This is a genomic window from Streptomyces sp. NPDC000345 (assembly GCF_042898825.1).
In the GTDB taxonomy this organism is placed as follows: domain Bacteria; phylum Actinomycetota; class Actinomycetes; order Streptomycetales; family Streptomycetaceae; genus Streptomyces.
Map to the genome: position 1 here is coordinate 345,840 of NZ_JBIAZE010000009.1, position 12,388 is coordinate 358,227.

Genomic DNA, 12,388 nt, shown 5'->3' on the forward strand with positions numbered 1-12,388 from the left:
CATACTCAGGGGGTGACCTCGATCGAGCTCTCCGGCACCCCGGCCGGCCGTCCGGCGGGGCGGGCCACCGCCCCGTACGACGCCGTCGTGCTCGCCGGCGGCGGCGCCCGGCGCCTCGGCGGCGCCGACAAGCCCGCCGTGCGCGTGGGCGGGCGGGCGCTGCTCGACCGGGTGCTCGCCGCCTGCGCCGACGCCCGCACCACCGTCGTGGTCGCCGACCCCCGGCCCACCTCCCGGCCGGTGCGCTGGGAGCGCGAGGACCCACCGGGCGCGGGCCCCGTGGCCGCGCTGGACGCCGGTCTGGGCAGCACCACGGCCGACGACGTCCTCGTCCTCTCCGCCGACCTGCCCTTCCTCGCGGCCGGCACCGTACGGCGGCTGCTGGACGCCCTGCGCGCCGGCGCGGCCGAGGGCGCGCTGCTCACCGACGGCGACGGCCGTGACCAGCCGCTCGTCGCCGCCTACCGCACGGCCGCCCTGCGCCGGGAGCTGGCGCTGCTGACCACGGCCCACGGCGGCCTGACGGGGCTGCCCCTGCGCCGGCTGACCGCCGGGCTCGACCTCACTCGCGTCCCCGACCCCGTCGCGTCCTTCGACTGCGACACCTGGGACGACATCGCCACCGCCAGGACACGCATCAGGGAGCATGACCACGTGTTGGACGAATGGATTTCCGCAGTCAAGGACGAACTCGGCGTCGACCTCGACGTCGACACCGGCGTGCTGCTCGACCTCGCCCGGGACGCCGCCCACGGGGTGGCCCGGCCCGCGGCGCCGCTGACCACCTTCCTGGTCGGCTACGCCGCCGCACAGGCCCGGGGAGGCCCCGAGGCCGTCGCCGAGGCGGCCCGCAAGGCCGCCGCCCTGGCCCTGCGCTGGGCGGAGGAGGCGGAGCAGGAGGGCTCCGGCACCGCCGGGCCCGGCGACAAGGGACCGGACGCCGGATGACCCGCCGCGGCATCCGGGAGGGCCGGGACAGGGAGGGCCTCGATGCGGAGGACCTCGACGTCGAGGAGGTGCTCGCCCTCGTGAACGACGGCAAGGGCCCCGCCCGCCCGGCCGGTGACCCCGGACCCGGGCCGGGGGCCGCGCGGGCCGAAGGCGGGGGCACCCGCCCCGCCCCCGGCACCCCTGCTCCGGACCCCGGTCACGGGGCGTCCCCCGCGGCCGGCCGCCATCGGGCCACCGCCTGGCCCGAGGCCCGGACCGTCGCCGCCCGGGCCGCCCGCTTCCACGCCGCCCGCCGCGCCCCCGTCTCCGTGACCCTCGGCGACGCCCTCGGACTCGTCCTCGCCGCCCCCCTGACGGCCCTCACCGACCTGCCCTCCTTCGACACCTCCGCCATGGACGGGTTCGCGGTCGCGGGCCCCGGCCCCTGGCTGGTCCGGGACGAGGGCGTGCTCGCCGGGAGCGCCGCGCCCGCACCCCTCGCCGACGGCGAGGCAGCCCGTATCGCCACCGGCGCCCGGATCCCCCCGGACACCACCGCGGTCCTGCGCAGCGAGCACGGCCGCACCGACGCCCAGGGCCGGCTGCACCCCCTCCGGGACCTGAGCCACGGACAGGACATCCGCCCGCGGGGCCAGGAGTGCCGCAGCGGCGATCAGTTGCTGCCCGCCGGCGCGGTGGTGACCCCGGCCGTGCTCGGCCTCGCGGCGGCCGCCGGGTACGACACGCTGGCCGCCGTACCCCGTCCCCGGGTCGAGGTGCTCGTCCTGGGCGACGAACTGCTCACCGAGGGCCGCCCGCACGACGGTCTCATCCGGGACGCGCTCGGCCCGATGCTGCCGTCCTGGCTGCGGGCCCTGGGCGCCGAGGTCACGGCCGTGCGCCGGCTCGGCGACGACGCGGAGGCCCTGCACCGGGCCGTCACGTCGTCCGCCGCCGACCTGATCGTCACCACCGGTGGCACCGCCTCCGGCCCGGTCGACCACGTCCATCCCGTCCTGCGCCGCGTCGGGGCCGAACTCCTCGTCGACGGCGTCCAGGTGCGTCCCGGCCACCCGATGCTGCTGGCCCGCGTCAGGGACGACCAGCACCTCGTCGGCCTGCCCGGCAACCCCCTCGCGGCCGTCTCCGGGCTGCTCACGCTGGCCGGCCCGCTGCTGGCCACCCTGGCCGCCCGCCCGGCGCCGGAGCCGTACACGCTGCCCTTGCGGGACGAGGCCCACGGGCATCCGTACGACACCCGGCTCGTCCCGGTGGTGCTGCGGGGCGACCATGCCGTGCCGCTGCGCTACAACGGTCCGGCCATGCTGCGGGGCATCGCGGCGGCCGACGCCCTGGCCGTCGTACCGCCGGGTGGTGTCCGGCCGGGCCAGGAGACGGAACTCCTCGACCTGCCGTGGGCGACGGCCGGGGTCGCCGCGTGTTTCACGTGAAACATCGTCAGGTGCGGCGTCCGCGGAAGGACCGTGCCTGATCGGTCCGACCTGGAAGGACCGCCCTGACGGACCCCCCGAACGCGCCACGAAGGGCGGCGCCTCACGCCTGTTCGGGTGCCGGGACGGCGCGGCGGACCGTGATCACGCGGTCCCCCTGCCGCAGCTGTGTGAGCCGGGGGTCGGCGTAGTCGATCAGTTCCCTGCCCCGGACGACCGCCACGACCAGGTCCGCCGAGCTGCGGGGCGGCTGCCCCGTCTCCCCCTCGGTGACCGGGCGTTCGACGATGTCCAGCCCGCTGCCGAGGGTCATCAGGTCCTCCAGGGTCTTCGCCACGGTCGGGCTGACCATCGAGACGCCGAGCAGCCGGCCCGCGGAGGAGGAGCTGGTGACCACGGTGTCCGCCCCGGACTGGCGGAGCAGCGGCACGTTCTCGTCCTCCCGGGCGGCCACGACGATGGTGGCGCGCCGGTTCAGCTGCCGGGCCGTCAGGGTGACCAGGGCGGCCGTGTCGTCCCGCTGCGGGGCCACGATCACCCGGGAGGCGCGCTGGACCTCGGCCCGCCGCAGCACCTCGCTGCGGGTGGCGTCCCCGGTGACCGCCACCAGCCCGTCGTCACCGGCCGCTTCGGCGGCCTTGTGCTGGGCGTCCACGATCACGATCCGGTCCCGGGCGATGCCCTGCCCGACGAGCGTCTTCACCGCGTGCCGGCCCTTCGTGCCGTACCCGACGACCACGACGTGGTCGCGCGTGCGCATCCGCCAGCGATGGATGCGGACCTGCTGCCGGGTGCGCTCGGTGAGCACCTCCAGGGTGGTGCCGACCAGGATGATCAGGAACACCACGCGCAGCGGGGTGATGACGAGGATGTTGACCAGCCGCGCGGTGTCGCTGACCGGGGTGATGTCGCCGTAGCCGGTCGTGGAGAGGGTGACCGTGGCGTAGTAGGCGGCGTCGAGGAAGTCGACGGAGCCGTCGGAGTTGTCGTGGTAGCCCTCGTGGTCGGCGTAGACGATCAGCGTGGTCAGGGCCAACACCATCAGGGCGAGGGCGAGGCGGCGCAGCACCTGCAGGAGCGGCGGCGCGCCCACGTTCACCGGCATCGTGATGGAACGCCCCGCCTCGGCGTCGTCGCGCGCCTCCGTCCGGGAGCGGTACCACAGGGACCTGAAGAGGGAGAGCCGCATCGGGCCGGCGCTCTGTCGTTCCTGGTCCTTCATCGTGCGCCCCCTGTGGCCGTGATCCGATCGACGGGCACCATGGTTCCCGGCGGGCCGGTGCCCGTCAGGAAGCAACACGGTCCATGAGTCCGCATCCGTTCCCGTTCCGGAGGTCCCCTTTGCGCGACCACATTGTCGTCGTCGGATTCGGTACGAAGGGACGGTCCGCGATCCGGACGGCCTGTGCGTCGGGGCTGCGCAAGGACCAGGTCGTGGTGATCGACCCCGGCGCGAAGGTGATCGACGCGGCGACCGCCGAGGGCTACGAGGGCGTGGTCGGGGACGCCACCCGCAGCGAGGTGCTGCGGCAGGCCGAGGTGCAGCGGGCGGGGCGGATCATCATCGCGACCCAGCGCGACGACACGGCCGTTCTCGTGGCGCTGACGGCCCGCCAGCTCAACCCGGCCGCGAAGATCGTGGCCGCGGTGCGGGAGGAGGAGAACGCGCCGCTGCTCAAGCAGTCCGGCGCCGACGAGGTCATCACCAGTGCCGGAGCGGCCGGCCGGCTGCTGGGACTGTCGGTGCTCAGCCCCTCGGCCGGTCTGGTCATGGAGGACCTGATACAGCAGGGCAGCGGGCTGGACCTCGTCGAACGGACCGTCACCAAGGCGGAGGCGGGCCGCGGCCCCCGCGAGACGGCCGACCTGGTGGTCAGCGTCGTCCGCGGGCACCGGGTCCTCGCCTACGACGATCCGGCCATCGGCGCCCTGCAACTGACGGACCGGCTGATCACGATCGTCCGCGTCGACTAGGCGGGGTGCCGGGGGTGTCGGCGAGGCCGTCCCCCGGATCGCTCGTCCTACCCGGATTTCCCGGAGGAGCCCCGGCCGGGGCCGAGGAGTAGCGTCCCTCCCATGCATGCGATCACGATTCCCGAACCTGGTGGTCCCGAGGCGCTGGTGTGGGACGAGGTCCCCGATCCCGTACCCGGCGAGGGCGAGGTCCTGGTCGAGGTGGTGGCCAGCGCCGTCAACCGCGCCGACATCCTGCAGCGGCAGGGCTTCTACGACCCGCCGCCCGGCGCCTCCCCCCACCCCGGCCTGGAGTGCTCGGGGCGGGTCGCCGCGCTCGGCCCGGGGGTCTCCGGCTGGACCGTCGGCGACGAGGTGTGCGGGCTGCTCTCGGGCGGTGGCTACGCCGAGAAGGCCGTCGTGCCGGCCGGCCAGCTGCTGTCCGTCCCCGAGGGCGTCGGCCTCCGGCAGGCCGCCGCGCTCCCCGAGGTGACCTGCACGGTCTGGTCGAACGTCTTCATGGTCGCCCACCTGCGCCCCGGCGAGACCCTGCTCGTGCACGGCGGCTCCAGCGGCATCGGCACCATGGCGATCCAGCTCGCCAAGGCGGTCGGCGCGAAGGTCGCGGTCACCGCCGGTACGAAGGAGAAGCTGGACCACTGCGCGGAGCTGGGCGCGGACATCCTGATCAACTACCGCGAGCAGGACTTCGTCGACGAGCTGAAGGCGGCCACCGGTGGCGCCGGTGCCGACGTCATCCTCGACAACATGGGCGCGAAGTACCTGGACCGCAACATCCGCGGCCTGGCCGTCAACGGACGGCTCGCGATCATCGGCATGCAGGGCGGCGCCAAGGGCGAGCTGAACATCGGCGCCCTCCTGGCCAAGCGCGCGGCCATCAGCGCGACCTCGCTGCGAGCCCGTCCGCCGGGCGAGAAGGCGGCCATCGTCGCCGCCGTGCGGGAACACGTCTGGCCCCTGATCGCGGCCGGTCATGTCCGTCCGGTCGTCGACCGCGAGGTCCCGATGAGCGACGCGGCCGCGGCGCACCGGGTCGTCGAGGACAGCGGCCACGTCGGCAAGGTGCTGCTGGTGACGCCGTCGTCGCCGGGGGCGTAGGGGACCCGCGTCAGGGCCGCCGCAGCCGCAGGGCGGCGAGGGCGAGGGCGAGGCCGAGGCCGATGAGGACGAGCCCGCTGCCCAGCGGCAGGATCCGCAGCACGGGTCCGGCCCGCTCCCCTCGCGCGGCGGCCCGTCCCACGCCCTCCCGCGGCGCCGCGGAGTCCACCGGCGCGGCGGCGGCCTCGTCGGGCGACTCCGGCACGGCTTCGGGGTCGGCTCCGGCGGAGGCGCCCGAGTCCTGCGCCTCGTCCTGCGCCGTCCCGTCCTCCCCTGTCTCCTGCTCCGTCTCCTCCTGCTCCGTCTCCTCGTCCTCCGCCACGTCCGGCCGTCCCGGCCGCGCCCGCCCCTCACCGGCCCGGCTCCCGGCCCGGTCGGGCCCGGTGGAGGAGGGCGACGGGCGGGCGGCCACCGGGTCGGCGGCGTACGTCGACACGCTCCCGTACGCCGATACGCCTCCGTACGTCGATACGCTCCCGTACGTCGAAACACCCCCGTACGCCGGCGCGCCCCCGGCCAGCAGGACAGCCGCTCCCACCCCCACCGCACACAACCCCCGCCGCCATGGAGTCACGCCCGTGACCCCCTCCCGGTGTCAGTCGCCAAGGAATGAGGCCACCAGCCTCACCTTCCGGTGATCGGCCCGCATTCCGGACGGGGCCGAACGTGTGCCGGCCGGGACACCGGACGGAAACGGTGGATCACTCCCCGAGGGGGGCACCACGATGACGAGGTGGTGGCGTGCGAGAGAATGGCGGCATGGAGATGCCGAGGAACGAAAGGTCGCCGGAGACCGCCCAGAAGATCCTGGTCGTGGGCCAGGACGGCATGGCGCTGGGCGGCGTCGACGCCGACGAGGACTCCCGTGAGATCCCGGTGACGGAGCAGGTCGAGCAGCCGGCGAAGGTCATGCGGATCGGCAGCATGATCAAGCAGCTGCTGGAGGAGGTGCGTGCGGCTCCCCTGGACGAGGCGAGCCGGGCCCGGCTGAAGGAGATCCACGCCAGCTCGGTGAAGGAGCTGGAGGACGGCCTGGCGCCGGAGCTCGTCGAGGAGCTGGAGCGGCTCTCCCTGCCGTTCAACGAGGACTCCACCCCGAGCGACGCCGAACTGCGCATCGCGCAGGCTCAGCTGGTGGGCTGGCTGGAGGGCCTCTTCCACGGCATCCAGACCACCCTCTTCGCCCAGCAGATGGCCGCCCGCGCGCAGTTGGAGCAGATGCGCCGCGCACTGCCTCCGGGCGTGGTCCACGAGGGCGTCGACGACCCGCGTGCCGGCGGCCGTTCGGGCGGGCCGTACCTGTAGGCACAGCGTGTTCTCACAGCCGTAGACGACTCAAGGGCCCGGCGGGAAGCCGGGCCCTTCTTTTCTTGCCTGTCCTCAGGACGCCGGGTTGCCCGTCGACACGCTCAGCTCGATCTCCGGCATGTCCTCCGGGTCGACGTCCGTCCCGGCGGACGGGAACTGGTCCATGACCGCGCCGTCGCCGTAGGTGTTCTCGTCCACGTACTTGATCTTCATCTTCCAGCCGGCCGCCTGGAAACAGGACTTGACCGACTGGAGGTACTTGAACTTGAAGTCCGGCACCCGGATCTTGTCGGGGTCGTTGTACGACTCCTCCGGCTCGGAGCACTCCGTCGACTCGATGGTCTTGGACGTGTCCGGACCGCGGTAGCCCGCCGCCTTCGTCGTCGACGCGGAGGGGCTGGAGCCGCCGCCACCGCCGCCGGTGTCGTCGTCGCCGTTGAACGCGAGGCTCAGGAGCAGCGAGCCCACCGCCACCACCGCGACCACGGCGGAACCGATGACCACCGTCCTGTTGCCCTTGGCCCCGCCCGGGGACCCCGGGGCCGGGGACTGGGGGGAGAGGTTGTACGCCGGAGGCGTGGGCGGGCCCTGCTGGTGACCGTAGGCCGGGGCCGGCGTCTGGTAACCGCCCTGCTGCGGGTAGCCGTACGACGGGGCCGGCGCCGGGGTGCCGTACGGGTTGTGGGCCGGGGCCGGCTGGTACGGGGTCTGGACGTTGCCCAGGGGCGGCTGGGGGGTGTTCTGGCCGATCGGCGGGAAGACGGCGGAGCCGACGCCCGCGCCGCTCTGCGCGGGGGTGCCCGGGACGATGCTCGGCGGAGCCGCCTGGAAGGAGGCGGCGACGCGCAGGCACTCGTCGCGCATGGCGACGGCGGTCGGGAAACGCTCGTTCGGGTTCTTCTTCAGCGCGCGGGCGACCAGCGCGTCCAGGGCCGGCGGCAGCGACCGGTTGATCGAGGAGGGCGCCACCGGCTCCTCCTGCACATGCGCGTACGCGATCGCCAGCGGCGAGTCCGCGTCGAACGGCAGCCGGCCGGTGACCAGTTGGAACAGCATGATGCCGACCGAGTACAGGTCGGAGCGGGCGTCCACGCCACGGCCCAGCGCCTGCTCGGGCGAGAGGTACTGCGGGGTGCCGACGACCATGCCGGTCTGCGTCATCGAGGTGACGCCGGACTGCATCGCGCGCGCGATGCCGAAGTCCATCACCTTGACGACCCCGCGCTTGGTCATCATCACGTTGCCGGGCTTGATGTCGCGGTGGACCAGGCCCATCTCGTGGCTGATCTCCAGCGCGGCCAGCACGTCCGCGGTGATCTTCAGCGCCTTGTCGGCGGGCATCGCGCCCTGCTGCCGTACGTCCTCGTCGAGCACCGAGCCGAGCGGGCGGCCTTCCACGTACTCCATGACGATGTACGGCGTCGTCAGGCCGCCCACCTCGTCCTCACCGGTGTCGAAGACCGAGACGATGTTGGTGTGCGTGAGCTTGGCCACTGCCTGGGCCTCGCGGCGGAAGCGCTCGCGGAAGGCCTGTTCACGGCCCAGTTCGGTGTGCAGCGTCTTGATCGCGACCTGGCGGTCGAGCACCGAGTCGTAGGCGAGATGCACCGAGGCCATGCCGCCCTGGCCGAGCAAGTCGCGCAGCTGATAGCGGCCGCCGGCGAGCGCCCGCCCCGCGTGCCCGCCCTGTGCGCCGTCCTGGCTCATGTTCCCCGTCCCCCGTAGGCCTTCAGGCGCCGTTGTCTGCCGCTGACCGTCGTCGCTGCCGTTGACTGCCGTTGATCGAAAGTGCTATTCCCGGCCAAGTCTGCCGCAGGGCCCTGACACGTCAAGCTCGGTGCCCGTTCCGTGACCCTACGAGAAACAAGCGTCGCGGAAGCGTTACAGGTGGCTCGCGGCCGGTACACAGGATTTGCACGCCGGCAGGTTGTACAGGTTTCATGACCGGTCCGTCTCGGACCGGCGGCGGAGCTCGTCAGGGGCTCATCCGGGACCGGAGGCTTGCGCGGAGGCTGTAGCGTGGCCGACGGAGACCGTAACAACACCGCGCGCACCGCGGGCAGAAACGACGGCGAGGACTGATGGCACAGCAGCGCGCTCAGGGCCCGTCCGACCCCGAGGCGACTGGCGGCGGTATGTCAGACGCGCCGGAGAACTGGGGCAACGGCGGGCTGGTCGGCGACGGCCGGTACCGGCTGACCCGGAGACTCGGGCGGGGCGGTATGGCCGAGGTGTTCGCGGCCGAGGACGTGCGTCTCGGCCGCACCGTCGCGGTCAAACTGCTGCGCGCCGATCTCGCCGAGGACCCGGTGTCCAAGGCCCGCTTCACGCGCGAGGCCCAGTCGGTGGCCGGTCTCAACCACCACGCGATCGTCGCCGTGTACGACTCCGGCGAGGACTTCGTGGGCGGCCAGAGCGTGCCGTACATCGTGATGGAGATCGTCGAGGGCCGCACCATCCGCGACCTTCTCCTCACCGCCGAGGCGCCCGGCCCCGAGCAGGCCCTGATCATCGTCTCCGGGGTGCTGGAGGCGCTCGCCTACTCGCACCAGCACGGCATCGTGCACCGCGACATCAAGCCGGCGAACGTGATCATCACGCACAACGGCGCCGTCAAGGTGATGGACTTCGGCATCGCCCGCGCCCTGCACGGCGCGTCCACGACGATGACGCAGACCGGCATGGTCATGGGCACCCCGCAGTACCTCTCCCCGGAGCAGGCGCTCGGCAAGGCCGTCGACCACCGTTCCGACCTGTACGCCACGGGCTGCCTGCTGTACGAACTCCTGGCGCTGCGCCCGCCGTTCACCGGAGAGACCCCGCTGTCGGTGGTCTACCAGCACGTCCAGGACATCCCGATGCCGCCGTCGCAGACGTCCGAGGGGACCTGCCCGCCGGAACTCGACGGCCTCGTCATGCGGTCCCTCGCCAAGGAGCCGGACGACCGGTTCCAGACGGCCGAGGAGATGCGCGGACTCGTCCAGTACGCGCTGCAGATGCTGTACGACCAGGGCGGCCACACCGGCACCTGGAACACCGGGCCGGTCACCGTGGCCGACGGCCGTACGCCCTCCAGCGGCTTCGCGAGCACCACGGTCCTGCCGCACCACGACGGCTCCAGCACCTCGCAGATCCCGCAGCCGATCCTGCCCACGGGCTACGGCGGCGGCGACGACGGCGGCTTCGAGGGCCACGGCAACAGGGGCAGCGGCCGCGGCAAGCTGTGGGTCCTGGCCGTCCTCGCGGTGATCGCCATCGCGGCGGGTGTCGCGCTCGCGCTGCAGAACAAGGACACGGGTACCGGCGACCCCGGCACCACGAAGTCGCCGAGCGCCACGCAGTCCGCGACCGACGAGGAGTCCAGCGCCGCGCCGACCGACGAGTCGACCGAGGAGTCCACGGACGACACCTCGGACGACAGCACCGGGTCGGGCTCCGGCTCGTACGACACCCCGCAGTACACGCCCTCGGACACCCCGTCGTACACGCCGTCCGAGACGGCCACCAGCGAGCCGACCGACACGGAGACGGACCCGGGGACCTCCGAGGAGCCGACCGACCCGACGACGAGCGACCCGGGGGCGGACGGCGGCACCAGCGCGGGCACGACCGACGGTTCCGCGAACGGTGGTACGGACCAGGGCAGCACCAGCCTGGGCGCGGGCCTCGGCGGCAACTGACCCCTGTCCGGGCCTTGGTGGACAACCGTCAAGCGTGAGGCGCCGCAGGCCGTGAGACGCCGCCGGTCCGCGAACGCGCCGCACACCGCGTCGTACGCACGGGTCCACCGCACGGCGGGCGCAGAGGCCGCCGGGAACAGGGAGTCCGTGCGGGTGCCGCCGCGCCCGCAGTGCCGGCGCGGCATCCGGAAGCCGTCGAGGCGCTCCCACCCGACCCGACCCGACCCGGCGCGACCGCCGGCGCCGACGGCCGCGCGGGGGCGCGTGATCCGCGCGCTGGGGGAGCAGGTCGTTCCCGTGCGCCGCCGTCACGCGCTCCAGGCCGGCGTGCACCACCCCCAGCAGGCCCCCGCCCACGGGCCGGACGCCAGGGCCCGCGGAAGGCCCGGCCGGAATCCCCGGCGGCCCTTCCGGCCGACGCTCCCCAAGTGGACTCTTCCCGTGACCTGGCTCACCGAGATAACGTGCCGTTGTTCCGGCCCCCTGCAAGGCTGTGACCAGGCAAGGTTCCCGATTTCGCGATTTACTTGGAAACCCAAGCAAAAACGCAGGTCAGGAGGGGTTTCACAGAAATGTGGAGCACTGGGTAACGTGCCTGTTGCAGGGCGCTCGCCGGGGCACCTGTCACGCCCGTGCCCGACACGGCCGCACCCACCCTGTGCGTCCGTGGGGGCGCAGGTGAGCCGCTCCCCCAGGCTCCTGAACGGAGCTGGGGGGACCCCCAGGCCCCCGGCGAACCCGGGTAGCCGGACCGACGGAGGAGCACACGTGACCGTGGAGAGCACTGCCGCGCGCAAGCCGCGACGCAGCGCCGGAACCAAGAGCACGGCCGGCAAGCGCACGACCACAAGGAACGCGCCGAGCGCCGAGCCCCAGCTCGTACAACTGCTGACACCCGAGGGCGAGCGCGTCAAGAACGCGGAGTACGACAAGTACGTCGCGGGCGTCACCCCCGAAGAGCTCCGCGGCCTGTACCGCGACATGGTGCTCACCCGTCGCTTCGACGCCGAGGCCACCTCCCTGCAGCGCCAGGGCGAGCTGGGCCTGTGGGCGTCGCTGCTCGGCCAGGAGGCCGCCCAGATCGGCTCCGGCCGGGCGCTGCGCGACGACGACTACGTCTTCCCGACCTACCGCGAGCACGGCGTGGCCTGGTGCCGCGGGGTCGATCCGACCAACCTGCTCGGCATGTTCCGCGGGGTGAACAACGGCGGCTGGGACCCCAACGGCAACAACTTCCACCTCTACACGATCGTCATCGGCTCCCAGACACTGCACGCGACCGGGTACGCGATGGGCATCGCCAAGGACGGCGCGGACAGCGCGGTGATCGCCTACTTCGGCGACGGCGCGAGCAGCCAGGGCGACGTGGCCGAGTCCTTCACCTTCTCCGCCGTGTACAACGCGCCGGTGGTGTTCTTCTGCCAGAACAACCAGTGGGCGATCTCCGAGCCGACCGAGAAGCAGACCCGCGTCCCGCTCTACCAGCGCGCCCAGGGCTTCGGCTTCCCCGGCGTCCGCGTCGACGGCAACGACGTGCTGGCCTGCCTCGCGGTCACCCGCTGGGCCCTGGAGCGGGCCCGCAACGGCGAGGGCCCCACCCTCGTCGAGGCGTACACGTACCGCATGGGCGCCCACACCACCTCCGACGACCCGACGAAGTACCGGGCCGACGAGGAGCGCGAGGCGTGGGAGGCGAAGGACCCGATCCTGCGCCTGCGCCGGCACCTCGAGGCCTCGAACCACACGGACGAGGGATTCTTCGCGGAACTCGAGACGGAGAGCGAGGCGTTGGGCAGGCGGGTGCGCGAAGCGGTTCGTGCCATGCCGGACCCGGACCACTTCGCCATCTTCGAGAACGTGTACGCGGACGGGCACGCGCTCGTCGACGAGGAGCGCGCCCAGTTCGCCGCCTACCAGGCGTCGTTCGCGGACGAGGGGGGTAACTGA

At 73.2% G+C, this 12,388-nt stretch carries 9 protein-coding genes and 1 pseudogene; 7 read left to right on the forward strand and 3 right to left on the reverse strand.

Going from position 1 to position 12,388, the window contains the following annotated elements:
• Positions 1-21 precede the first annotated feature (21 nt).
• Both ACFY30_RS23685 and ACFY30_RS23690 read left to right on the forward strand, forming a co-directional pair.
• Positions 22-948 carry an NTP transferase domain-containing protein gene (locus ACFY30_RS23685; protein WP_390847179.1) on the forward strand — a complete coding sequence of 309 codons (927 nt, stop codon included), beginning with the start codon at positions 22-24 and terminating at the stop codon, positions 946-948.
• Positions 945-2,381, forward strand: coding sequence for a molybdopterin molybdotransferase MoeA (locus ACFY30_RS23690; RefSeq protein WP_390847136.1), 1,437 nt, complete (start codon positions 945-947; stop codon positions 2,379-2,381). The genes ACFY30_RS23685 and ACFY30_RS23690 overlap by 4 nt, the downstream gene beginning before the upstream one ends.
• 103 nt (positions 2,382-2,484) lie before the next feature.
• Here ACFY30_RS23690 and ACFY30_RS23695 read toward each other — a convergent pair whose 3' ends face one another.
• Positions 2,485-3,603, reverse strand: coding sequence for a potassium channel family protein (locus tag ACFY30_RS23695; RefSeq protein WP_390847137.1), 1,119 nt, complete (start codon positions 3,601-3,603; stop codon positions 2,485-2,487).
• Between the two features lie 110 nt (positions 3,604-3,713).
• Between ACFY30_RS23695 and ACFY30_RS23700 the strand changes: the two are divergent.
• A pseudogene (locus tag ACFY30_RS23700) lies at positions 3,714-4,355 on the forward strand (potassium channel family protein); the annotation flags it as partial.
• A gap of 102 nt (positions 4,356-4,457) precedes the next feature.
• The gene (locus tag ACFY30_RS23705) at positions 4,458-5,453 is read left to right on the forward strand and encodes an NAD(P)H-quinone oxidoreductase (protein WP_390847138.1); all 996 of its coding nucleotides are present in this window, start codon (positions 4,458-4,460) and stop codon (positions 5,451-5,453) included.
• A gap of 10 nt (positions 5,454-5,463) precedes the next feature.
• On the opposite strand, the gene ACFY30_RS23710 is transcribed toward ACFY30_RS23705, so the two are convergent.
• Positions 5,464-5,889 (reverse strand): hypothetical protein, encoded by a 426-nt coding sequence (locus tag ACFY30_RS23710; RefSeq protein WP_390847139.1) that lies wholly within the window; start codon positions 5,887-5,889, stop codon positions 5,464-5,466.
• 323 nt (positions 5,890-6,212) lie between these two features.
• On the opposite strand from ACFY30_RS23710, the gene ACFY30_RS23715 reads away from it, so the two are divergent.
• Positions 6,213-6,758 carry a bacterial proteasome activator family protein gene (locus ACFY30_RS23715; protein ID WP_390659909.1) on the forward strand — a complete coding sequence of 182 codons (546 nt, stop codon included), beginning with the start codon at positions 6,213-6,215 and terminating at the stop codon, positions 6,756-6,758.
• Between the two features lie 75 nt (positions 6,759-6,833).
• Here ACFY30_RS23715 and ACFY30_RS23720 read toward each other — a convergent pair whose 3' ends face one another.
• Positions 6,834-8,468 (reverse strand): protein kinase, encoded by a 1,635-nt coding sequence (locus tag ACFY30_RS23720; protein ID WP_390847140.1) that lies wholly within the window; start codon positions 8,466-8,468, stop codon positions 6,834-6,836.
• A 428-nt stretch (positions 8,469-8,896) separates the two neighbouring features.
• Here ACFY30_RS23720 and ACFY30_RS23725 point away from each other — a divergent pair, with 428 nt between their 5' ends.
• Both ACFY30_RS23725 and pdhA read left to right on the forward strand, forming a co-directional pair.
• The gene (locus tag ACFY30_RS23725; protein ID WP_390847141.1) at positions 8,897-10,441 is read left to right on the forward strand and encodes a protein kinase; all 1,545 of its coding nucleotides are present in this window, start codon (positions 8,897-8,899) and stop codon (positions 10,439-10,441) included.
• 768 nt (positions 10,442-11,209) lie between these two features.
• Positions 11,210-12,388: a pyruvate dehydrogenase (acetyl-transferring) E1 component subunit alpha gene (gene pdhA, locus ACFY30_RS23730; RefSeq protein ID WP_390847142.1), complete on the forward strand. Its 1,179-nt coding sequence runs from the start codon at positions 11,210-11,212 to the stop codon at positions 12,386-12,388.

What these genes read in the sequence shown, in the direction of transcription:
- ACFY30_RS23715 (WP_390659909.1), top strand. Translation starts at nt 6,213, where the DNA reads ATGGAGATGCCGAGGAACGAAAGGTCGCCGGAGACCGCCCAGAAGATC.
- ACFY30_RS23695 (WP_390847137.1), bottom strand. Translation starts at nt 3,603, where the DNA reads ATGAAGGACCAGGAACGACAGAGCGCCGGCCCGATGCGGCTCTCCCTC.
- ACFY30_RS23725 (WP_390847141.1), top strand. Translation starts at nt 8,897, where the DNA reads ATGTCAGACGCGCCGGAGAACTGGGGCAACGGCGGGCTGGTCGGCGAC.
- ACFY30_RS23720 (WP_390847140.1), bottom strand. Translation starts at nt 8,468, where the DNA reads ATGAGCCAGGACGGCGCACAGGGCGGGCACGCGGGGCGGGCGCTCGCC.
- ACFY30_RS23690 (WP_390847136.1), top strand. Translation starts at nt 945, where the DNA reads ATGACCCGCCGCGGCATCCGGGAGGGCCGGGACAGGGAGGGCCTCGAT.
- ACFY30_RS23705 (WP_390847138.1), top strand. Translation starts at nt 4,458, where the DNA reads ATGCATGCGATCACGATTCCCGAACCTGGTGGTCCCGAGGCGCTGGTG.